The organism is Mycobacterium sp. IS-3022 (assembly GCF_001500065.1).
GTDB lineage: Bacteria > Actinomycetota > Actinomycetes > Mycobacteriales > Mycobacteriaceae > Mycobacterium.
In genome coordinates this window covers 235,424-257,822 of record NZ_LQIN01000001.1, presented here as the reverse complement: position 1 = coordinate 257,822, position 22,399 = coordinate 235,424, and the positions used below count along the sequence as shown (strand labels likewise).

The 22,399-nt window shown below is 68.3% G+C and carries 15 protein-coding genes and 1 tRNA gene; 9 read left to right on the top strand and 7 right to left on the bottom strand.

The window, feature by feature from the left end:
- Entirely contained in the window at positions 1–1,008 is a 1,008-nt protein-coding gene (locus AU188_RS01210; protein WP_059161876.1) for a TerC family protein, read from the bottom strand.
- Between the two features lie 293 nt (positions 1,009–1,301).
- On the opposite strand from AU188_RS01210, the gene AU188_RS01205 reads away from it, so the two are divergent.
- From AU188_RS01205 to AU188_RS01180, 6 genes are all read left to right on the top strand, one after another.
- Positions 1,302–5,219, top strand: a complete 3,918-nt coding sequence (locus tag AU188_RS01205; RefSeq protein ID WP_059161875.1) for a Pls/PosA family non-ribosomal peptide synthetase — start codon at positions 1,302–1,304, stop codon at positions 5,217–5,219.
- The gene (locus AU188_RS01200; RefSeq protein WP_059162254.1) at positions 5,216–6,547 is read left to right on the top strand and encodes a M1 family metallopeptidase; all 1,332 of its coding nucleotides are present in this window, start codon (positions 5,216–5,218) and stop codon (positions 6,545–6,547) included. Before AU188_RS01205 ends, AU188_RS01200 begins: the two co-directional genes overlap by 4 nt.
- Positions 6,544–7,821 (top strand): polysaccharide biosynthesis protein, encoded by a 1,278-nt coding sequence (locus AU188_RS01195; RefSeq protein ID WP_059161874.1) that lies wholly within the window; start codon positions 6,544–6,546, stop codon positions 7,819–7,821. The genes AU188_RS01200 and AU188_RS01195 overlap by 4 nt, the downstream gene beginning before the upstream one ends.
- Positions 7,822–7,883: 62 nt before the next feature.
- Entirely contained in the window at positions 7,884–8,861 is a 978-nt protein-coding gene (gene galE, locus AU188_RS01190) for a UDP-glucose 4-epimerase GalE (protein WP_059161873.1), read from the top strand.
- Positions 8,845–10,635: a hypothetical protein gene (locus AU188_RS01185; protein WP_082686425.1), complete on the top strand. Its 1,791-nt coding sequence runs from the start codon at positions 8,845–8,847 to the stop codon at positions 10,633–10,635. The genes galE and AU188_RS01185 overlap by 17 nt, the downstream gene beginning before the upstream one ends.
- 25 nt (positions 10,636–10,660) lie before the next feature.
- Complete coding sequence (locus AU188_RS01180; protein ID WP_059161872.1) at positions 10,661–11,155, top strand: EspA/EspE family type VII secretion system effector; 495 nt, start codon at positions 10,661–10,663, stop codon at positions 11,153–11,155.
- Between the two features lie 54 nt (positions 11,156–11,209).
- Here AU188_RS01180 and AU188_RS01175 read toward each other — a convergent pair.
- Positions 11,210–11,285, bottom strand: a tRNA-Thr gene (locus AU188_RS01175).
- 84 nt (positions 11,286–11,369) lie between these two features.
- On the bottom strand, positions 11,370–12,578 hold the full coding sequence (locus tag AU188_RS01170; RefSeq protein WP_059161871.1) for a DNA polymerase III subunit delta': 1,209 nt from the start codon (positions 12,576–12,578) through the stop codon (positions 11,370–11,372).
- Between the two features lie 88 nt (positions 12,579–12,666).
- Between AU188_RS01170 and AU188_RS01165 the strand changes: the two genes are divergently transcribed.
- On the top strand, positions 12,667–14,271 hold the full coding sequence (locus AU188_RS01165; RefSeq protein ID WP_172799374.1) for an adenylate/guanylate cyclase domain-containing protein: 1,605 nt from the start codon (positions 12,667–12,669) through the stop codon (positions 14,269–14,271).
- Positions 14,272–14,298: 27 nt separating this feature from the next.
- On the opposite strand, the gene topA is transcribed toward AU188_RS01165, so the two are convergent.
- The 3 genes from topA to AU188_RS01150 form a co-directional block, all read right to left on the bottom strand.
- Positions 14,299–17,100 (bottom strand): type I DNA topoisomerase, encoded by a 2,802-nt coding sequence (topA, locus tag AU188_RS01160; protein WP_059162252.1) that lies wholly within the window; start codon positions 17,098–17,100, stop codon positions 14,299–14,301.
- Between the two features lie 135 nt (positions 17,101–17,235).
- A complete protein-coding gene (locus AU188_RS01155) occupies positions 17,236–17,826 on the bottom strand; it encodes a hypothetical protein (RefSeq protein ID WP_059161869.1) in 591 nt (196 codons plus the stop codon).
- A gap of 131 nt (positions 17,827–17,957) precedes the next feature.
- On the bottom strand, positions 17,958–18,161 hold the full coding sequence (locus AU188_RS01150; protein WP_006243848.1) for a cold-shock protein: 204 nt from the start codon (positions 18,159–18,161) through the stop codon (positions 17,958–17,960).
- A gap of 279 nt (positions 18,162–18,440) precedes the next feature.
- On the opposite strand from AU188_RS01150, the gene AU188_RS01145 reads away from it, so the two are divergent.
- Both AU188_RS01145 and AU188_RS01140 read left to right on the top strand, forming a co-directional pair.
- Positions 18,441–20,768, top strand: coding sequence for a DEAD/DEAH box helicase (locus tag AU188_RS01145; RefSeq protein WP_059161868.1), 2,328 nt, complete (start codon positions 18,441–18,443; stop codon positions 20,766–20,768).
- Positions 20,769–21,057: 289 nt separating this feature from the next.
- Entirely contained in the window at positions 21,058–22,089 is a 1,032-nt protein-coding gene (locus tag AU188_RS01140) for a PAS domain-containing protein (protein ID WP_059161867.1), read from the top strand.
- Here AU188_RS01140 and AU188_RS24790 read toward each other — a convergent pair.
- Positions 22,086–22,397, bottom strand: coding sequence for an Rv3654c family TadE-like protein (locus tag AU188_RS24790; RefSeq protein WP_059161866.1), 312 nt, complete (start codon positions 22,395–22,397; stop codon positions 22,086–22,088). The two genes, AU188_RS01140 and AU188_RS24790, sit on opposite strands and share 4 nt — an antisense overlap.
- Between the last annotated feature and the right edge of the window lie 2 nt (positions 22,398–22,399).

Below are 22,399 nucleotides of genomic sequence, written 5' to 3'. Positions count from 1 at the left end.
TCAGCGCGAATCGATCGATTTCGTGGTCTCGCTCGCGCCGTTCTTCACGTCGTGCACCCGCGTCTTGTACAGGCTCGCCGCGGTGGTGATGAGCAGCGTCACGACGATCACCCCCAGTGACAGCAACGTCGGGATCTCGGGCACCGCAACATGCTCGCCGCCGTTGATGAACGGCACCTCGTTTTCGTGCAGCGCATGCAGCAGCAGCTTCACTCCGATGAACCCCAGGATGAACGCGAGGCCCTGAGACAAGAAGACCAGTCGCTTGAGCAGGTCGCCCAGCAGGAAGTACAGCTGGCGCAACCCCATCAGCGCGAACACGTTCGCCGTGAAGACCAGGTACGGCTCCTGAGTCAGGCCGTAGATCGCCGGGATGGAGTCGAGCGCGAAGATCAGGTCAGTGGTGCCGAGCGCGACGATGACGAGGAACATCGGCGTCATCAGCCGCTTGCCGTTTTCTTTGACCCACAGCTTCAGGCCGTCCCACTTGTCGGTCATGCTCAGGTGATTGCGTGCGAACCTCACCACGATGTTGTCGCCGTCGTCCTCGTGATCGGTGTTGCGGGCGAGGTTGATCGCGGTGTAGATCAGAAACGCAGCGAAGATGTAGAACACCCACGAGAACTGGTTGATCGCCACGGCGCCGAGGGCGATGAAGATGCCGCGGAAGATCAACGCCAGGATGATGCCCACCAGAAGCGCCTGCTGCTGATACTTCCTGGGCACGTTGAAGCTCGCCATGATGATCAGGAACACGAACAGGTTGTCCACCGACAGGCTGTACTCCGTGAGCCAACCGGCGAAGAACTCGAGCCCGTACTGCCCGCCGTGGAAGAACCAGGTCCACAACCCGAACGCGATCGCCAGCCCCACGTAGAACGTCAGCGCGATCCCGGTCTCCCGTCTCGACGGTTCGTGCGGCCGTCGGCCGATCACGACGACGTCGAACAGCAGAATTCCGATCGTCACGCTCAGCGTGATGATCCATTCGAGTTGGGAAACGTTCACTGATCCTCCGGTCGTCAAAGCGCCGGAGGTCTCTTCCACCGCCACGACGGCTCGTGTCGGCCCGCAGCACCGGTCGTCCGATGACGGCCGACGTGATGACGACACCGCGGCGAAGGAATACTCCCCTCCGCAGCCGATTCTGCCAGGTACCTGCGAATGACCGAAACCGGGGGAAATCAAACCTGCTGTCGACGACGTCGTCGGCGGACCACGTCCCGGCGTTGTCGTAATCGTGATCACCCGCCGCGTGCGGCGCGGGCAACACAACCCCGACGCTGAGTAGTTTTGTAGCCGTGACTGGGGAGTTGCCGCCGGAAGTACCGCCTCAATACCTGTTGTCCCCGGCGGCACCGGCGCCCCGCACGCTCATCGACATCCTCTACGAAACCGCGGGCCGCTATCCCGAAGCGCCCGCGATCGACGACGGCGAGGTGCAGCTCACCTACGCCGAACTCATCACCGACATCGAGGACAGCGTGCGGTGGCTGGCCGCGCGGGGCATCGGCCGCGGCGACCGGATCGGCATCCGCATGCCATCGGGCAGTTACGCGCTGTACGTCGCGATCCTGGCGACCCTGGCCACCGGTGCCGCCTATGTGCCCGTCGACGCCGACGATCCGCAGGAGCGGGCCGAACTGGTGTTCACCGAGGCCAACGTGGTGGCCATCATCACCGAAGCGGGACTTTCCCGCGGGCCCGGTTCTTCTCGGGGCTGGCGCGCGGTGTCGCCACTGGGTCGCGACGACGCGTGGATCATCTTCACGTCCGGCTCGACCGGCACGCCGAAAGGTGTCGCGGTCACCCATCGCAGCGCCGCCGCGTTCGTCGATGCCGAGGCACGAATGTTTCTGCAGGACAATCCGATCGGTCCGGGCGACCGCGTGCTGGCCGGGTTGTCCGTGGCGTTCGACGCGTCATGCGAGGAGATGTGGCTGGCCTGGCGGCACGGAGCCTGCCTGGTGCCCGCGCCGCGGTCGCTGGTGCGCAGCGGAATGGATCTGGGGCCGTGGCTCGTCGCGCGCGACGTCACGGTGGTGTCCACGGTGCCGACCCTGGCCGCCCTGTGGCCCGCGGAGGCACTCGAGGCGGTGCGCCTGCTGATCTTCGGCGGTGAAGCCTGCCCACCCGATTTGGCGGACCGGCTCGCCGTCGAGGGCCGCGAGGTGTGGAACACCTACGGACCGACCGAGGCGACCGTCGTGGCATGCGCCGCCCGCCTGACCGGTGGCGGCCCGGTGAGCATCGGGCTGCCACTGGCCGGCTGGGACCTGGCCGTGGTCGATCGAAACGGTGAGCCGGTGCCGTACGGCGAGGTGGGCGAACTCGTCATCGGAGGGGTGGGCTTGGCGCGCTATCTGGACCCCGACAAGGACGCGGCGAAATACGCGCCGATGCCGTTGCTGGGTTGGTCCCGGGGCTACCGCAGTGGTGACCTGGTGCGGCTGGAACGCGACGGCCTCTACTTCGTCGGTCGCGCCGACGACCAGGTCAAGGTCGGCGGCCGGCGCATCGAACTGGGTGAAGTGGACGCCGCACTGGTCAACCTGCCCGGCGTCAGCGGCGGTGCAGCGGCGGTGCGCCGAACGGCCAGTGGCACGCCGCTGCTGGTCGGCTATGTCGCCAGCGCCGACCCGTCGTTCGACCTCGCCAAGGCGCGCGTCGCGCTGGCCGAGACACTGCCGGCAGCGCTGGTCCCGCGACTCGTGCTCGTCGACGAGCTGCCGACCCGCACCTCGGGCAAGGTCGACCGCGACGCCTTGCCGTGGCCGATCGACCCTGCGCGAACTGACGCCGGAGACCACGGCGCCGACCTGACGGGCACGATGGGCTGGCTCGCCGGCCTCTGGCGCGACGTGCTCGCCGCCCCGGTCGACGGCCCCGAAGCGGACTTCTTCGCGCTCGGCGGCGGCTCACTGTCGGCGGCGCAACTGGTCGCCGCGCTGCGCCGGCGCCATCCTCAGGTGACCGTCGGCGACCTCTACGACCATCCCCGGCTGGGATCGCTGGCGAGCTTCCTCGAGGAACTCGAACCACCACCGCAGGTGGGTCCGCGCGAGGTGAAGCCGACGTCGCATCTCACGCAGGGGGCCCAGGTGGCGTTGTCGCTTCCGCTGGCCACGCTGACCGGATTGCAGTGGGTGGTATGGCTGGCGTTGGCCAACAACGTTCTGGCCGGCCTCGTGCCGTGGACCGCGCCGCTGAACTGGTGGTGGGTGGGGATGGGCTTCGTCCTGTTCGTCACTCCACTCGGCCGGATGGGCATCGCGGCGCTGTGCGCCCGACTGCTGCTCGGCGGGGTGGAGCCCGGCACCTACCGGCGCGGCGGCCCCGTCCACCTGCGGGTGTGGCTCGCCGAGCGGATCGCCGAAGCCAGCGGCGCCGAAAACCTCGCGGGCGCACCGTGGTTGGTGTTCTACGCGCGCGCACTGGGCAACAAGGTCGGCAAGGGCGTGGACCTGCACTCGACTCCGCCGGTGACCGGGATGCTCAAGCTCGGGCACCGGAGCTCGATCGAGCCGGAGGTCGACTTGTCGGGCCACTGGATCGACGGCGACCGATTCCACGTCGGGCCGATCACCGTCGGAAACGACGCGACCATCGGTGCGCGCACGACGTTGCTGCCCGGCGCCGTCGTCGGAAAGAACGCCGATGTGGCCCCCGGCTCCGGAGTCGTCGGCAAGGTGAAAAACGGTCAGTACTGGAAGGGTTCGCCCGCGGTGAAGTCGGGAAAGGCGCGGCATCCGTGGCCGGACCACCGCCCGCGCCGGGCCCCGCTGTGGGTGGCGGTCTACGGCGTCACGTCCCTGTTCCTCGGCGGGCTGCCGCTGCTCGCGATCGCGGTCGGGTTGGCCGTGCTGGGTTACGGCGTCCGCGATACCGAGTCGGTGACGGACGCGATTGCGCCCGCTGTCCTGTGGACGCCGGTGGCGACGCTGGCTGCGGTGGCGGCCTACGCGGTGTTGACGGTGACCGGAGTGCGGCTGCTGTCGCTGGGACTGCGGGAGGGTTATCGCCCGGTGCGCAGCCGCATCGGATGGCAGCTCTGGGCCACCGAACGCCTGATGGACGCCGCACGCACGTATCTCTTCCCGATTTATGCAAGCCTGCTCACGCCGTGGTGGTTGCGACTCCTCGGCGCCAAAGTGGGTCGCGGAACGGAGATTTCGACGGCACTGTTCACCCCGAAGTTCACGGTGGTGGAGGACGGCGCGTTCCTGGCCGACGACACCATGGTGGCGTCCTATGAGCTCGGCGGCGGCTGGATCCACGTCGCGAAGGCGACAATCGGCAAGCGCGCTTTCCTCGGCAACTCGGGCATCACCCAACCGGGCCGCCGAGTGCCCGACGACGGGCTTGTCGCGGTGCTGTCGGCGGCCCCGCGCAAGGCCAAGGCGGGGTCGTCCTGGCTGGGCAGTCCGCCGGTCAGGTTGCGCCGCAAACCGACCGCCGCCGACGCGCTGCGCACCTTCGCGCCGTCGGCGCGGCTGAAGCTGCTGCGCGGCTTGGTCGAGACGTGCCGGGTCGTTCCGCTGATCGTGACGTTCGGCATCGGTGTCGCGGTGTTGCTGGCCCTGCAGTGGCTGGCCGTGCATGCCGGTTGGGGGTGGGCTGTGCTGGCCGGCGGCGCGGTGCTGCTGGCGGCGGGCGCGGTCGCCGGGATCGCTGCCGTCATCGCGAAATGGCTTGTGGTCGGGCGTATCGAGGCCGGCGAGCATCCGCTGTGGTCGCCGTTCGTCTGGCGTAACGAGGTCTCCGACACCTTCGTCGAAACCGTCGCCGCGCCGTGGTTCGCGCGCGCCGCCAGCGGCACGCCGGTGATGAACCTGTGGCTGCGCGCACTGGGCGCCCGGATCGGCCGCGGCGTCTGGTGTGAGACGTACTGGTTGCCGGAGGCCGACCTGGTCACCCTCGAGACGGGCGCCACCGTCAACCGCGGCTGCGTGGTGCAGACCCACCTGTTCCACGACAGGATCATGCGGATGGACACCGTTGTGCTGGAACGCGGTTCGACACTCGGTACGCATTGTGTCGCACTGCCCGCGGCGCGCATCGGTGCCGGAGCGACCGTCGGCCCCGCTTCGCTCGTGATGCGTGGCGATGAGGTGCCCCCGTCGACCCGCTGGCAGGGCAATCCCATCGCGCCGTGGATTGCGCCGCGCAAGAAGCGCCGTGGTACGTCGGCACCTTCGACCAGAACAACGGCAGCGTGACGAGCAGCAAGAAGAAGCCGCCACTGGTCATCGACCCGTACGTACCGGCCAGCGGCAACTTCGGTTACCGGGTGTCGCGCTATGAACTCGATCTCGAGTACAAGGTAACGATCAACAGGCTCTCGGGCACGGCGACGATCACCGCGGTCACGCTTGCGGCGTTGCGCACCTTCACCCTCGACCTCAGCGACACGCTGTCGGCGACGAAGGTGACCGTCAATGACGCCCGACCGCAACGGTTTCACACCTCGACGGGCAAGTTGCACATCGCATTGCGCGACACGATGCCGGCAGGCGCGGCGATGACGATCGTCGTGCGCTACGGCGGCGTCCCACGGCCGATCCGTTCACTGTGGGGTGACGTCGGATTCGAGGAATTGACCGACGGCGCCCTGGTCGCCGGCCAGCCGAACGGCGCACAGTCATGGTTTCCCTGCGACGATCATCCGAGCGCCAAGGCGAGCTTTCGCGTCCAGATCACCACCGAGAGCCCGTATCGCGCGATCGCCAACGGCGAGTTGGTGTCCCGGCGTGCGCGGGCCGGGATGACGACGTGGACCTACGAGCTGGCGGAGCCGACGTCGACCTATCTGGTCACGATGCAGATCGGGATGTACGACCGGCATCGCATTGCCAAGAACGGCATTCCGATCGACGCAGTGCTGCCAAGTCGGTTGCTCGGCAACTTCGAACACGACTTCGCCCGCCAGCCGCAGATGATGAAGCTGTTCGTCGAGTTGTTCGGGGCCTACCCGCTGGGCGACGGTTACACCGTGGTGGTCACCGACGACGATCTCGAGATCCCGCTGGAGGCGCAAGGTATTTCGATCTTCGGCGCCAACCACTGCGACGGCAGCCGCCGCGCCGAGCGGCTCATCGCACATGAACTCGCCCATCAGTGGTTCGGCAACTCGGTGACCGCGAAACGGTGGCGGCACATCTGGCTGCACGAAGGGTTCGCCTGCTACGCCGAGTGGCTATGGTCGGAGAATTCCGGCGGCCGCAGCGCCGAGGACTGGGCGCGGCACTACCATCAGCGGCTCGCAAACTCGCGGCAGGACCTCGTCCTCGCCGATCCCGGTCCACGGGACATGTTCGACGACCGGGTGTACAAACGCGGCGCGCTGACGCTGCACGTACTGCGGCGTCAGCTCGGTGATGTCAACTTCTTTGCCCTACTGCAGGATTGGACTGCGCGCTACCGGCACAGCACCGTGGTGTCCGACGATTTCACCGGCCTGGCTTCGCATTACACGAACACGTCACTGCGGCCGCTGTGGGACCGCTGGTTGTATTCGACCGACCTTCCCGCGCTGGACCCGCCGTGACGGATGCGGGCGCGCCGTTCGATGCGCTCAGCGCAAGCGGCACATCGCCGACCGGTCCGGTCGCGCGCAGCAGCGTCGCTCGGGTCGGTGCGGCGACTGCCGTGTCCGCGCTGTGCGGTTACGCGGTGCTGTATCTGGCCGCCCGCGACCTCGAGCCGGCGGGCTTCTCGGTGTTCGGGGTGTTCTGGGGAGCGTTCGGACTCGTCACGGGCGCCGCGTTCGGCCTGCTGCAGGAGGCCACCCGAGAGGTGCGCACCGCCGGTGATCTCGAGGCGCCCGACGGGCCACATACCCGTCCGCTGCGGGTGGCCGCCGTCGTGGGCGTCGTGTCGGCGGCGGCGATCGCGGTGAGCTCACCGTTGTGGTCGGAGCACGTGTTCGTCGAATCACGGTGGACGTCGATCGCGTTGCTGGCCGTCGGGCTGGCCGGGTTCTGCTTGCACGCAACGCTTCTCGGGATACTCGCGGGGTTGAACCGATGGACGGCCTACGGCTCGCTGATGGTGACCGACGCCGGACTGCGGGTGCTGGTGGCCATCGCGACGTTTCTGATCGGCTGGGGGCTGGTCGGCTACCTGTGGGCCACCGTGGCGGGTGCGGTGGCATGGCTGCTCATGTTGATCGCCTCACCTTCCACCCGGCACGCCGCCGGCCTGCTGACCCCGGTTCGGACTGCGACGTTCCTGCGCGGCGCGATGCACTCGATCGCCGCGGCGGGCGCCAGCGCGATCCTTGTGATGGGATTTCCGGTGCTGCTCAAGGCGACGTCAGGCGACCTCGGCGCGGCCGGAGGCGTGGTGATCCTCGCCGTGACGCTGACGCGGGCGCCGCTGCTCGTTCCGCTCACGGCGATGCAGGGAAACTTGATCGCCCACTTCGTCGACGAGCGCGCGCACCGGTTGCGCGCGCTGGCGGCCCCCACGGTCCTCGTGGTCGGCGTCGGTTCGCTGGGCATGCTCGCCGCGTGGACGGTCGGGCCGTGGTTGCTGCGCAGCGGGTTCGGCGCGGAGTACCGGGCCGACGGCGCGCTGCTGGCCTGGCTGACGGCCGGGGCGACCGCGATAGCGCTGCTCACGCTGACCGGTGCGGCGGCGGTGGCGGCGTCGCTGCATCGCGCGTATTCGTTGGGCTGGGTGTCGGCCACGGTTGCCTCGACGCTGTTGCTGCTGTTACCACTCGACTTGCAGACCCGCACGGTGTTCGCGCTGCTGTGCGGGCCGCTGGTCGGCATCGCGGTGCACCTGCGCGCGCTGTCACGTCAGCGCACAGGGTGATCGAGGGTGCGGACCGAGATCGTCCGTATGCTGGCGGCCGTTCCGAGGGTGAGGATGATCGAATGACCTGGCTGGTGACCGGTGGCGCGGGATATATCGGTTCGCATGTGGTGCGCGCATTCTCGGCCGCCGACATGCCCGTGGTGGTGATCGACGACCTCTCGACCGGCCTCGAGCGATTCGTTCCGTCGAACGTCCCCCTGGTGCGCGGCAGCCTGCTCGATGGTCGACTTGTCGCCCGTACACTCGACGAGCATCGCGTGGCCGGCGTCGTACACATCGCGGGCTTCAAGTACGCGGGCGTCTCGGTGCAACAACCGCTACACACCTACGAGCAGAACGTGTCGGCAACAGTCACGCTACTCAAGGCGATGGAAGCCGCCGGCACCGACAAGATGGTGTTCTCGTCCAGCGCGGCCACCTACGGCACACCGGATGTCGACATCGTCACGGAGCAGACACCGACGGCACCCGAATCGCCCTACGGCGTCAGTAAGCTCGTGGGCGAGTGGATCATTCGCGATACCGCCCGTGCATGCGGACTGCGGCACACGAGCCTTCGCTACTTCAACGTGGTCGGCTCGGGGTCGGAGGATCTGTTCGACGTCAGCCCGCACAATCTGTTTCCTCTGGTGTTCGACATGCTCTGCCGCGGCGAGACGCCGCGGATCAACGGCGCGGACTACCCGACCCCGGACGGCACCTGCGTGCGTGACTACATTCACGTGTCGGATCTGGCGCTCGCGCATGTCGCCGCGGCGAGGCGATTGGCCGCCGGCGAGCCGATCGAGCCCGTCTACAACCTCGGAAGCGGCAGCGGCACCTCGGTTCGCGAGATCATGACCACGATCCGCGATGTCACCGGCTTCGATTTCGAGCCGATCATCGCCGCGCGCCGACCCGGCGACCCGGCGCGCATCGTCGCGTCGGGTGACCTGGCGGCGCGCGACCTGGACTGGCAGATGCGGCACTCGCTGGAGGAAATGGTGCGGTCCGCGTGGACCGCTCGCCGGCAAGCAGGGGATGCCTATCCCCGGTAACTCGTGGTCGGGCACCTGGGTCGCTCGCACCGCCGTCGTCTTGGTCGTCGTGCAGTTGGCGATCCGGGCGGTGCTTGCGTTCGGCGGCTACTTCTACTGGGACGATCTGATCCTGATCGGTCGCGCCGGCACGCAGCCACTGTTGTCGCCGGCATATTTGTTCGACGACCACGACGGCCACGTCATGCCCGCGGCGTTCCTCGTCGCGGGCGGCATCACCCGGCTGGCGCCGCTGAACTGGGTTGGCCCGGCGATCAGCCTGCTGGTCCTGCAGTTGCTGGCCTCGTTGGCGTTGCTGCGGGCCCTGCACGTGATCCTCGGTTGGCGGCCGGTGTTGTTGCTGCCGTTCACCTTCGCGTTGTTCACGCCGCTGGCGGTACCCGGATTCGCGTGGTGGGCCGCGGCGCTGAACTCACTGCCGATGCTGGCCGCGATGGCGTGGGTGTGCGGCGACGCGATCCTGTTGGTCCGCACCGGTAGGTGGCGTTACGCGGCGACGGGTTTGGTGGTGTATGTCGGTGGGTTGTTGTTCTTCGAGAAGGCGGCGGTGATTCCGTTCGTCGCGTTCGCGGTGGCTGCGCTGTTAGCGCATGTGACCGATACCGCATCGATGAAAGCGGTGTGGCGCAAAGGTATCCGTCTGTGGGTACCGTCCCTGCTGATTACGGCCGGATGGATCGTCGTCTACCTCGTCGTGGTCGATCAGAAGCGCTGGAGCATGGATCTGACGATGACGTGGGACCTGCTCGCGCGGTCGGTGACGCACGGGATCGTGCCGGGCCTGGTCGGCGGCCCGTGGGACTGGCAGCGCTGGGCCCCGGCATCGCCGTGGGGAACACCGCCGCAGACTGTGATGGTGTTGGGTTGGGTGGCGCTGGCCGCAGTGGTTGCGGTGACGGTGCTGCGCAAGCGACGCATCGGCGCGGTGTGGCTGGCGGCCGCGGGCTACGCGGTGGCCTGCCAGATCCCGATCTACCTGATGCGGTCGTCGCAGTTCACCGCTTTGGAGCTGGCGCAGACGCTGCGGTACCTTCCGGATCTGGTCGTCGTGCTGGCGCTGCTGGCGGCGGTCGGACTGTGTGCGCCGAACCGGGAGAGGTCACAATGGCTGGACGCGTCGCGCGCGCGCACGGCCGTGATCTGTTCGCTGACCGCAGCTTTCGTGGCGAGCAGCCTGTACTCGACCGCGACGTTCCTGACGAGTTGGCGCGACAATCCGGCGCATCCGTATCTGCAGAATGCGGTGGCCGGGTTGGCCGAGGCCGCCGAGATGTCCGATGCGCCGATGCTCGACCAGGAGGTCGACCCCATGGTGTTGCAACGGGTGGTGGGGCCGGAGAACCGTTCCAGCCACATGTTCGCGCTGCTGCCGAACCGTCCTGAATTTGCCGCGGCCACACCGGAATTGCGCATGCTGGACAATGCGGGTCGCGTGGTCGACGCGATGGTCACGTGGGTGCGCAGCATCGCACCCGGGCCGGCGCCGGGTTGCGGATATCTGGTGCAACCCGATGCCCCGGTCCGGATGCCGTTGGACGGCCCGCTGCTGCCGGCCGACTGGACGGCAGAGATCAACTACCTGGCCAACAGCGACGGCTCGATGATGATGGCGCTGTCGGAGGGCCAGGAGGTCAAAGTGCCGGTCCGGCCCGGCCTGAATCGGGTGTTCGTCCGACTGCCGGGCGCCGGAGACGCGATCGAGGTGCGCGCGAACACCGCGGCGTTGTCGGTGTGCATCGCCTCTGGGCCGGTCGGATTCGTGGCGCCGAGGTAGCCCGGCGGGCTGAGATACTTGACCGATGAGCGAGATCGACGCGTTCCTGACGACTTGGTCGAACGTGCGCCGGACCCATGGTGAGGGCGCCCCGCAGACCGGCGCGCAGTACGACAACAGCAGCGCGCTGCGCGGGCTGCAGGCCGACCTCGAGTCGGCCGCACCGGGTTTCCGGTGGACCGGCCGCGCTGCCACCGAGTACGACGAGGCCAACACCGAGCACCGGCGCGTCATCGGTCGGCTAACCGAACTGGACCGGCGACTGGCAACCGAAGTCGACAACTCCGCGCAGTCGGTGGGCGCCGGCCGCCGCGATCTCGACGACTTGCGCAGGTGGGTCGTCGAGGCCGCTGACAGCCTCCCCGCGGACGACAACGGCGACCGTCTGCGCATGGTCATCGCAGAGAGGGGCCTGTGGCAACTGCAGGAGATCATGCACCGCACCAACGCCGAGTCCCACGCGATCGGCGCACGCATCAGGATGCTGGAGGATGAGTACCGGCACCGAGCGCACGGTTGAGGTACGCAAACTCTCCGAGACGGGACACCAAGCGTGCGCTCGGCGAGAAAGAACTGGAGCCACCTAGGAGAATCGAACTCCTGACCTGCTCATTACGAGTGAGCCGCTCTGCCGACTGAGCTAAGGTGGCGTGCCGTCCGACGAGCGCTTGCGCGAGGAGCCAAGCGCCGTAGCGGCGGCACGAGTCTACGGCAGGGCCGGTCGCGGACCCAACTCAGTCACGCAGTGCGCGCCCGACGGTGGCGACCATCGCGTCGACCGCGAACTTCGGCTTGACGTTCACCGCCAGCGCCTCGCGACATTCCAGCACCGCCTCGATGCACCGCAACAGCTTCTCCGGCGATGCATGCGCGGCGATCTTGGCGACCTCATCCTCCATGTCGGGATGGTGGTGTTGCACATCCCCCGCACCGGAGGCCACCAGCAGCGCGTCGCGGAAGTAGGTCGCGAGATCGATCAACGCCCGGTCGAGTGAATCGCGTGATGCCCGCGTCTTGCGCGACTTCTGCCGTCGCTCAAGGGCATTCAGTGCACCCGCCGCTCCGCGCAGCGAGCCGGTCGTGCCTTTGCCGGTGCCGCCCGCGCCGAGTGCGGTGCGCAGCTCCTCCGTCTCGGCCTCGTTGCGGTCCACCGTCAGCGCCAACGCCTCGTCCTCGGCCGTCCTCACCAACTCCTCGGCCGCGGCGTAAGCCCGCGAGGGAGTCGCCGCGTCCCGCGCCAGCCCCAACGCGCGCTTCCTGCGCTCGCGGGCCGCCTCGTCGGTGGCCAGACGCCTGGCCCTGCCGACATGGCCGCCGCTGACCGACGCCGCCCATCGGGCGTCGGCCTCCGGCAGCCCGTCGCTTTCGACCAGTACGTCCGCGATGGCGTCCACACTCGGCGTCACCAACGCCACGTGCCGGCACCGCGACCGCAGGGTGATCGCGATGTCCTCCGGGTCCACCGACGGCGCACACAGCAGGAACACCGTCGACGGCGGAGGCTCCTCCACCACTTTGAGCAGTGCGTTCGCCGCGCCCTCCGTGAGCCGATCGGCATCCTCGATCAGCACGATCTGCCACCGCCCGGTGCCCGGCCGCCGCGAGGCGATCTGCACGATGCCGCGCATCTCGTCGACGCCGATCGACAGTCCCTCGGGAATGATGCGACGCACATCGGCATGCGTGCCGGCCATGGTCGTCGTGCATGCGCGGCATTCACCACAGCCCGGCGCACCTTCGGCTGTGCATTGCAGTGCGGCCGCGAAACACAACGCGGCCACCGATCGACCCGAGCCCGGCGGGCCCGTGATGAGCCAGGCGTGTGTCATGGTCCCGGTGACGAGGCCGGTGTGAGCCGCCTCACCCCGCGCGGCGCGTGCCGCGGCCACCAGCTCGGCCTCCACGGCCTGCTGACCCACCAGACGCGAGAAGACACCGCCCATCGCAGATAACAGTAATGCTGCGAACCGACACGTCCGTCTCACACCACCCGTAGACGTCACCGACGCCCGATACGGTTGACGCGTGGCCATGGACGCGAAACCGATCGGGCGAATCAGCGCATTCGTCCGCTGGGCCGCGCGCACCCCGTGGCCAGTTTTCACGTTGGGCATGGTGCAGGCCGACATCATCGGCGCCCTGCTGGTCCTGAGCTTCCTGAGGTTCGGCCTGCCGCCCGAGGACCGCATCCAACTGCAGGATCTGCCCGCCTTCAACCTGGCGGTGTTCCTCGGCTTCCTGTTCGTCTCGTTCACCGTCGCCGCGTACTGGAGCCTGCGGCTGCTGATCCCGGTGATGCGCTGGCAGCGCCGCGACATGCTCCTCGGCGACCGCGGTGACCCCGCCGACACCGAGGTGGCCCGCACCAGGGCTCTGAAGATGCCGTTCTACCGGTCGGTGATCAACGTCGTGAACTGGTTCCTCGGCTCGGTGGTGTTCATCGTCGCGAGCTGGCCGGTGGCCAGCAAATCGGCGCCCGTCGTGGCTGTCGCCACCGGACTGGGCGCCACCGCGACCGCGATCATCGGTTATCTGCAGTCCGAGCGCGTGTTGCGGCCCGTCGCCGTGGCCGCCCTGCGCGGTGGCGTACCGGAGAACTTCCGGGCGCCGGGGGTGATCGCGCGCCAGGTGATGACGTGGGTGCTGTCCACCGCCGTGCCGATCATCGCGATCGTGCTGGCGTTGGTGGCCAGCAAGTTCGAGATCCTCACCGCGCCCGCCCACCGCCTCACCACGCCGATCCTGATCCTCGCGATCTCCGCGCTGGTGGTCGGGTTGGCCGGCACCGTCCTGGTGGCCATGTCGATCGCCGACCCGCTGCGCCAGCTGCGCTGGGCGCTCGGCGAGGTGCAGCGGGGCAACTACAACGCCCACATGCAGATCTACGACGCCAGCGAGCTGGGTCTGCTGCAGGCCGGCTTCAACGACATGGTCCGCGACCTGGCCGAACGACAGCGGTTGCGGGACCTGTTCGGTCGTTACGTCGGCGAGGACGTGGCCCGCCGCGCGTTGGAACGCGGGACCGAACTGGGTGGTCAGGAGCGCGACGTCGCGGTGCTGTTCGTCGATCTGGTCGGCTCGACGCAGTTGGCGGCGACGATCCCGGCCTCCGAGGTCGTCAACCTGCTCAACGACTTCTTCCGCGTGGTGGTCGACACCGTCAACCGGCACGGCGGCTTCGTCAACAAGTTCCAGGGCGACGCGGCGCTCGCCATCTTCGGCGCACCGATCGAGCACCCGGATGCGTGCGGAGCGGCGCTCGCCGCCTCCCGGGAACTGCACGACGAGCTGATCGAGGTGCTGGGCCAGACCGAGTTCGGCATCGGGGTGTCGGCAGGCCGGGCGATCGCCGGGCACATCGGCGCCCAGGCACGCTTCGAATACACCGTGATCGGTGATCCGGTCAACGAGGCGGCGCGGCTCACCGAACTGGCGAAACTGGAAGAGGGGCACGTGCTGGCCTCGGCGATCGCAGTCAGCGGGGCGCTCGACGCCGAAGCGCTGTGTTGGGACGTCGGCGAGATCGTCGAGTTGCGCGGACGCACCGCGCCGACGCAGTTGGCCAGGCCGGTGAATCTGGTCAGCCCCGATGCGGCCAACGCCGAACGCGAGATTGTGACCGAAGAATCACGCTGATTTGGAGCGCCAGCTCACGTTCGCGCGTCAGCTCTTCTTGGCCGCTTTCTTCGCGGGCGCCTTCTTCTTCGCCGGCGACTTCTTGGCTCCGGCCTTCTTGGTCCGCTTCACCGGACCCCGCGCCCGCCGGTCGGCCAGCAGCTCCGCGGCGCGGTCGTCGGTGATCGACAGCACGTCATCGCCCTTGCGCAGGCTGGCGTTGGTCTCTCCGTCGGTGACGTACGGGCCGAACCGGCCGTCCTTGATCACCATCGGCTTGCCGGTCGCCGGGTCGTTGCCCAACTCACGCAGCGGCGGGGCCGCCGCGCGCTGCCCACGGCGTTTCGGCTCCGAGTAGATTTTCAGCGCTTCCTCGAGCGTGATGTCGAACATCTGCTCTTCGGTGGCCAGTGAACGAGAGTCGTTGCCGCGCTTGAGGTACGGACCGTAGCGTCCGTTCTGCGCGGTGATCTCCTCACCGGTGTTCGGGTCAACACCGACCACCCGCGGCAGTGACAACAGCCGAAGCGCGTCGTCGAGCGTGACCGTCTCCAAGTCCATCGAGCGCAGCAGCGACCCGGTGCGCGGCTTGGGGCCCGTCGGCTTCTTGCCCTTCTTCGCCGGTGCACCGGCCTCCCCGTCGTCCGGCGGTTCGGGCAGCACCTCGGTGACATACGGACCGTAGCGGCCGTCCTTGGCGACGATCTCGTGCCCGGTCTGCGGGTCGACGCCCAACGATCGTCCCTCTTGCGGTGTGGCGAACAGCTTTTCGGCGAGCTCCAGCGTCAGCTCGTCGGGGGTCAGCTCGTCCTTGAGGTTGGCCCGCTGCGGGGTCTGCTCGCCGTCGTCGCCGGTGACCATCCGCTCCAGGTACGCGCCGTTCTTGCCCACCCGCACGTAGATCGGACGGCCCTGCGCGTCGTCAAAGAGCCTGATGGAGTTGACTTCTCGAGCGTCGATCTCCTCGAGGTTGACCCCGACGAGCTTCTTGAGCCCGCCCGCCCGGGCGATCGAGTCCTCGACTCCGTGCTCACCGCCGAAGTAGAAGTTGTTGAGCCAGTTGGTCCGTCGCTCGTGACCGGCGGCGATCTCGTCGAGCTCGTCTTCCATCGCCGCGGTGAACCCGTAGTCCACGAGACGGCTGAAATGCTGCTCGAGCAGTCCGATGACGGCGAACGCCACCCACGACGGCACCAGCGCGCTACCCCGCTTCACGACGTAACCACGGTCCTGGATGGTCTTGATGATCGACGAGTATGTCGACGGCCGGCCGATACCGAGGTCCTCGAGCGCCTTGATCAGCGAGGCCTCGGTGTAGCGGGCGGGCGGGGAAGTGTTGTGCCCGTCGGCGGTGAGGTCCTTGGCGTCGACGCGCTGGCCCTGCTGCAACGAAGGCAGCCGGCTCTCGGCGTCGTCGGCCTCGCCGCCGGCCTGCTCGTCGATGCTCTCGACGTAGGCCTTCAGGAACCCGGGGAACGTGATCGTGCGACCGCTGGCGTTGAACACGACCTGCTGCCCATCCGAGGACTGGCCGGAGATCCGCAGCGAAAGCGTGGTGCCGCGCGCATCGGCCATCTGCGAGGCCACCGTGCGCTGCCAGATCAGTTCGTAGAGCCGGAACTCGTCGGTGTCCAGTTGGCCGTGCAGCTGGCCGGGCGTGGAGAAGACGTCGCCGGCGGGCCGGATGGCCTCGTGCGCCTCCTGCGCGTTCTTCACCTTGCGGGTGTACTGCCGCGGGGTCGGGTGCAGGTATTCCTCGCCGTAGAGCTGGCGGGCCTGGTTGCGCGCGGCTTCAACGGCGCTTGCCGACAGCGTGGTCGAGTCGGTGCGCATATAAGTGATGTAGCCGTTCTCGTAGAGCCGCTGCGCGATGCTCATCGTGCGCTCCGAGGAGAACCGCAACTTGCGGCCCGCCTCCTGCTGCAGGGTCGACGTCATGAACGGGGCGTACGGCCTGCGGGTGTAGGGCTTCTGCTCCACCGAGCTGACCGCCAGCTGTGCCCCGCGCAGGCCGGTGGCCAGCGCACTCGCGGCGGCCTCGTCGAGCACCAGCACCTCGTCGGGCTTGCGGAGCTGGCCCAGCGAGTCGAAGTCACGTCCGGTGGCCACCCGCCGGCCGTCGACGGTGTTCAGCTTCGCGGTGAAGGTGGGCGGGGCCGCCTGCGGGTCGGACACGCTGGCGTCGAGTTCGGCGGTGACGTCCCAGTAGCCCGCGCTGCGGAACGCCATCCGCTCGCGTTCCCGCTGGACGATGATCCGCGTCGCCACCGACTGCACCCGGCCCGCGGACAACTTCGGTGCGACCTTCTTCCACAGCACCGGGCTGACCTCGTAGCCGTACAGCCGGTCCAGGATGCGGCGGGTCTCCTGCGCGTCGACCAGGTCGTTGTCCAGGTCGCGGGGGTCCTGGGCGGCGGCCCGGATGGCCGGCTCGGTGATCTCGTGAAACACCATCCGCCTGACCGGGATGCGTGGCTTGAGCGTCTCGAGCAGATGCCAGGCGATGGCCTCGCCCTCGCGGTCGCCGTCGGTCGCCAGATAGAGCTCGTCGACGTTCTTGAGCAGGTCTTTCAGCTCGGCGACCGTGCTCTTCTTTTCGGGGCTGATGATGTAGAGCGGCTCGAAGTTGTGGTCGACATCCACCCCGAGCCGGGCCCACGGCTCCGATTTGTACTTCGCGGGCACGTCGGCGGCGTTGCGGGGCAGGTCGCGGATGTGCCCCCGGGAGGACTCGACGATGTAGTTGGAGCCCAGGTAACCAGCTATTTTGCGCGCCTTGGTCGGCGACTCGACTATGACGAGCCGCCGGACGCCACCGTTGCGACTGCCGCCGCGGTCACCGTCTGCCACCTTTTGCTTACGCTCCACTTCTTCAGTCGCCCACAGCGCCGGATTCCGCACTCGGCGGCTCGTCGACCCCGTCGGCAACTGACAATTTCGCACCCCACGCGAGCCGACGCAAACTGGCCCCCCTCGGTACGGCCGTCAAATGCGCGGCCATTGGTGGAACGCTTCCGTGTGGCCGGGCGGTTCCCCCACGTTCTCTACCAGGCGCGACAGCCGCCGGCGACCGCTGATCCGCAGCGCCGGGCGGGAGCCTCGCGTACCGATCAACGTCGGGGCAATCCCGACCCGCATCATCGCCGACGCGAGCGGCGCATGGGTGTCCGGCGCATGCGGGTCCAGTCCGAGCAGATACCGGTCCGCCTCCGGCGTCCCCGCCGCCAGCGTCCAGGCCCGAAGTTCCCGCGGTCCGGGCAGCCACTGCAGCGGCACGGTCTTGACGGCTCCACGGGTCCAATCAGCCGCGATGGCGACCAGCCGCGAGTCGACCGCGGTACGCACCAATGGGTTGTTCTCGTCGGTGCGGGAGATCTCCGGCTGCAGACCCGCCTCGACGATCATCTCTGCGATGGCCTCGGCGCGCCACATCTGGTCGACGACGACCGACAGCCGCGCACCCTGCTGGGTGCCCGCACCGACCAGTACCACCTGGCCGGGGGCGGCGAGCAGCCCGGTGAGGTCGGCGACCGCGGGGGGCACCGACTCCGCCGAGAAGAACGACAGCTGGCTCACGAATCGACAGTAAGGCAGCCGTCGACATCTACCGTGTCGGCCGGGCCCGTGGCGCGCCGGAATGGCGAACACCCCGCGGCAACCGGTCTCGGATGCGCGCGGGGTGTTGCCCTCAGATCGTGTTGGTCGTGCTAGACGGCCCGAACACCCGTGGCCTGCGGCCCCTTGGGGCTCTGGCCAACCTCGAACTCAACCTTCTGGTTCTCCTCCAGGGTGCGGAAGCCGCTGCCCTGAATTTCCGTGTAGTGGACAAAAACGTCGGCGGAGCCGTCCTCCGGGGCGATGAAGCCGAAGCCCTTCTCCGCGTTGAACCACTTCACAGTTCCCTGTGGCATTTCCTGTTGTTTCCTTCTCTTATTCACCGGGTGCGGTCCACCGTGTTTCGGTACACCGGGCCCGTTCCGACCGCTCTCCTTCGTGGAAGCTCGGAACTCGACCCGACCTACAACCCTCGCAGGAACCGCGATCGCAACGTCGTTCCTGCGAGTGCTGATACACGAACACAGAAGCTGCGACCGCGCTAAGTCAATCACGTTCGTCACTGCTGCGTACAGTCTCGGCGCTGGTAAGTGGGGAACAATTCACTCCAACGGAGCATTCAGGGAGGACGATCGATGGCTGATTTCGGCCGCGAGCTGCTCGCTTGCGCGGTCGAAGGCGCCGGGCACGGCGGGCAGAATCCGCTGCGCCACGTCGCTGATATTCCGCCGCGCCAGGGGCGACCGCAGCGGTGGCCGCGCTGGGCCGACCCAGATGTGGTGCGGGCGTTCGTTGATCGGGGCATCGAGGCCCCGTGGTCACATCAGCTCGCCGCGGCGGAGCTCGCCCACGACGGCCGCCACGTGGTGCTGTGCACCGGCACGGCATCGGGCAAGTCGCTTTCCTACCAACTGCCCATATTGACGGACTTGAAAGCGGATCCGCGGGCGCGGGTGCTGTACCTGTCGCCGACCAAGGCGCTCGGCCACGACCAACTCCGAACCGCGGTGGCGCTCACCGAGGCTGTGCCGCTACCCGACGTCGCGCCGTGCGCCTATGACGGCGACAGTCCCGGTGACGTGCGGCGTTTCGCGCGCGAACGGTCGCGTTGGCTGTTCTCCAACCCTGACATGATCCACCTGTCGTTGCTGCGCAACCATGCCCGCTGGGCGGTGTTCCTACGCCACCTGCGCTACCTCGTCATCGACGAATGCCATTACTACCGAGGCATTTTCGGCTCGAACGTGGCGATGGTGCTGCGACGGCTGCTGCGGTTGTGCGCGCGGTACTCGGCCACCGGCAGCATGCCGACGGTGATCTTCGCCAGCGCGACGACGGCCGCACCCGCGGAAACGGCTTCCGAACTGATCGGGCAGACCGTCGTCGAAGTGACCGAGGACGGCTCGCCGCAGGGGGCCCGCACCGTGGCACTGTGGGAGCCCCCGCTGCTCGACGACGTGATGGGCGAAAACGGGGCCCCGGTACGGCGTTCGGCGGGCGCCGAGGCCGCCGGCGTGATGGCCGACCTGATCGCCGAAGGCGCCCGGATGCTGACGTTCGTGCGGTCCCGCCGGGGCGCCGAACTGACGGCACTCGGCGCGCGGGCCCGGCTGCAGGAGCGGGCGCCGGATCTCGCCGACCGGGTGGCGTCCTACCGCGCCGGTTACCTCGCCGAAGACCGCCGCGCGCTCGAACGCGCCCTGGCCGACGGGGAGCTGCGGGGGCTGGCGACGACGAACGCCCTGGAGTTGGGCGTGGACATCGCCGGTCTGGACGCCGTTGTACTCGCCGGCTTCCCGGGCACCGTGACATCGTTCTGGCAGCAGGCCGGCCGGTCGGGCCGTCGGGGACAGGGCGCGCTGATCGTGTTGATCGCCCGCGACGATCCGCTGGACACCTACCTGGTGCACCACCCGACCGCACTGCTGGACAAGCCGATCGAACGCGTCGTCATCGATCCGACGAACCCGTATGTGCTTGGGCCGCAACTGCTGTGTGCGGCGACCGAACTGGCGCTGACAGATGCCGAGGTGCGGATGTGGAACGCCGAGGCGGTCGCCGGAGCCCTCGTCGACGACGGACTGCTGCGCCGCCGGTCGAGCGGTTACTTTCCCACCCCCGGCATGGATCCGCATCCGGCCGTCGACATCCGCGGCGGGTCGGGCGGACAGATCGCGATCCTGGAGGCGGGTACCGGCCGCATGGTGGGCAGCACGGGTGCGGGTCAGGCGCCCGCCTCGGTGCATCCCGGCGCCGTGTATCTGCACCAGGGCGAGAGCTACGTCGTCGACTCCCTCGACTTCGAAGACGGCGTGGCGTTCGTGCACGCGGACGATCCGGGCTACACCACCTCCGCCCGGGAAGTGGCCGACATCTCGGTCACCGGCGAGGGTGAGCGAAAAGCGTTCGGCCCGGTGACCGTTGGACTCGTGCCGGTTTCGGTGACCAATAGGGTGATCGGCTATCTGCGCCGTCGCCTGACGGGCGAGGTGATCGACTTCGTCGAACTCGAGATGCCCACCCGCACGCTGGACACCACCGCGGTGATGTGCACGATCACTCCACAGGCGTTGCAGCACAACGGCCTCGACTTACTTCGGGTGCCCGGCGCCCTTCACGCCGCCGAACACGCGGCGATCGGCCTTCTGCCGCTGGTCGCCAGCTGCGATCGTGGTGACATCGGCGGAGTGTCGACGGCGGTCGGGCCGGTGCAGGGACTGCCGACGATCTTCGTCTACGACGGCTACCCCGGCGGTGCGGGCTTCGCCGACCGCGGATTCCGTAGGGTTGCCACTTGGTGGGCGGCGACGGCCGATGCGATCGAGGCGTGCGAATGCCCCGCGGGATGCCCGTCCTGCGTGCAGTCGCCCAAGTGTGGCAACGGAAACGACCCGCTGGACAAGGACGGCGCGGTGCGGGTGTTGCGCCTTGTGCTCCGCGAGATTTCCGGCGACTCGCCCTGACGGACCGTGCGAAGGGGGCGATCGACCCCTCGACGATCGCCCCCCACGGTGCCCGCCATCGGGGCCGTGAACTGGCCACCGAGCGCGAACCATGCGGGGAACGGCCGAACGACGCGATCCGTTCCCAATCCCGGAAGCCGGGCGCAGACGAAAGCTACCTCGTTGATGAGGCGGTTGCAACTCCCGAGGCGGGCGATGAGACACCCCGGAAGTCGTGACGTCGCCGAATCGCAACGAATTTCGCACCTGTCACCCCGGAGGCCCCCACGGCCGCCGGTAAAGTGTCACCATGACCCACGACTGGCTGCTCGTGGAGACGCTGGGCAGCGAGCCCGTCGTGGTCGCGCAGGGCCATCGAACCCAGAATTTGATTCCGGTCGGTGCGTTTTTGCGGCGTAACCCTCACCTGATGGCCGTACAGACCGCCATCGGCGAAACCGTGCGGGCGCGACAGGGCCTGAGCAGCATCACACCCAAGAACGATCGCGTCATCCGCACGGAGGTGGTGCAGATGACCGACGGCCGCATCCACGGCGTGCACATCTGGATCGGGCCGCCGGACATGGAACCCCCGCAGCGGCCTGTGCCTGGACCGCTGTTGTGGGATCTCGGCACCGGCACCGCCACCAACACCGAGGAATCGCTGTTCAACAGCGGATGGGATCCAGACAAGGAACCGACGCAGAACCGCACCTTCGCCGACGATCTGCCGATGCGTGAGCTCAACCCGAGCGAAGCCAAGGTGCTGACGATGGCGATCAAACGCGAGCCGGGCACGACGTTCTGCAGCACATGGGACGTCACCGACTATCGCGGTGAGCCGATCACCGTCGGGTTCGTCACGCGCACGGTGGTCGAGCCACGCGACGACGGCCCCGATCGGCTGCTGTGCCGGGCGATGAACTGGCGAAGTGAGCACGAAGAGACCGCGCCGCCGCAGGACCACCTCGCGCAGCGAATCCTCAACGGGCTGGCCCAGCCTGGGGTGCACCGCGCGCTGGTGGACCCGGCGAACTGGACCCTGCTGAAGTGGCTCGACGAGCCCGCACCGTTCTTCGACTGGCGGGTCAGCCTGGCGGGAGAGCATGCGGTGCACCCTGCCGATCGGGCCGAGATGGAGCGCATGGCAACCGAATTCAGCACCGGCGTTGCCACCGGTGTGCTGCGGATGACCGGGGTCGGCGACAGCGAATGGACGCCGGTGCATGTGACCGTGAACCGGGTAGAACTCGACGACGACGTCTACGCGGCGCTGGCAACGCTGCGTCGGCCCAGCGCCACGGAGATTACGCAAGCGGGTCGGCACGCAGACGAGCCTTAGCCCACCGGATCCCCTGGTCCGGCACGGGCGACCGCGCGGGCAGGGCCCAGTCCGAGTCGGCCCAGCCTGACCGAAACATCGACGGCGACAACCACATCCAGGTCGTCCACCTCACACCGAGTCATGTTGGCCCGCATCGCGGTGGTGACCTCGGCCGCCGATGCACACGCCGCATCCACACCCGTGGCGATTCGGTGGGCAGCGGCCAAGGCGCCCAGGTCGGCGGCCGCCTGAGCGCGGTGGCGCGCTGCCACCGCCACGCCGAGATACGCCGCGCCGACGGTGATCGTCAGCAGCACGGCGATCATCG

Bases quoted from the DNA above. Each gene is read 5' to 3' on its own strand.
- galE (WP_059161873.1), top strand. From the start codon at position 7,884: ATGACCTGGCTGGTGACCGGTGGCGCGGGATATATCGGTTCGCATGTG.
- AU188_RS01185 (WP_082686425.1), top strand. From the start codon at position 8,845: ATGCCTATCCCCGGTAACTCGTGGTCGGGCACCTGGGTCGCTCGCACC.
- AU188_RS01180 (WP_059161872.1), top strand. From the start codon at position 10,661: ATGAGCGAGATCGACGCGTTCCTGACGACTTGGTCGAACGTGCGCCGG.
- AU188_RS01170 (WP_059161871.1), bottom strand. From the start codon at position 12,578: ATGGGCGGTGTCTTCTCGCGTCTGGTGGGTCAGCAGGCCGTGGAGGCC.
- AU188_RS01165 (WP_172799374.1), top strand. From the start codon at position 12,667: ATGGACGCGAAACCGATCGGGCGAATCAGCGCATTCGTCCGCTGGGCC.
- AU188_RS01150 (WP_006243848.1), bottom strand. From the start codon at position 18,161: ATGCCACAGGGAACTGTGAAGTGGTTCAACGCGGAGAAGGGCTTCGGC.
- AU188_RS01145 (WP_059161868.1), top strand. From the start codon at position 18,441: ATGGCTGATTTCGGCCGCGAGCTGCTCGCTTGCGCGGTCGAAGGCGCC.
- AU188_RS01140 (WP_059161867.1), top strand. From the start codon at position 21,058: ATGACCCACGACTGGCTGCTCGTGGAGACGCTGGGCAGCGAGCCCGTC.
- AU188_RS24790 (WP_059161866.1), bottom strand. From the start codon at position 22,397: ATGATCGCCGTGCTGCTGACGATCACCGTCGGCGCGGCGTATCTCGGC.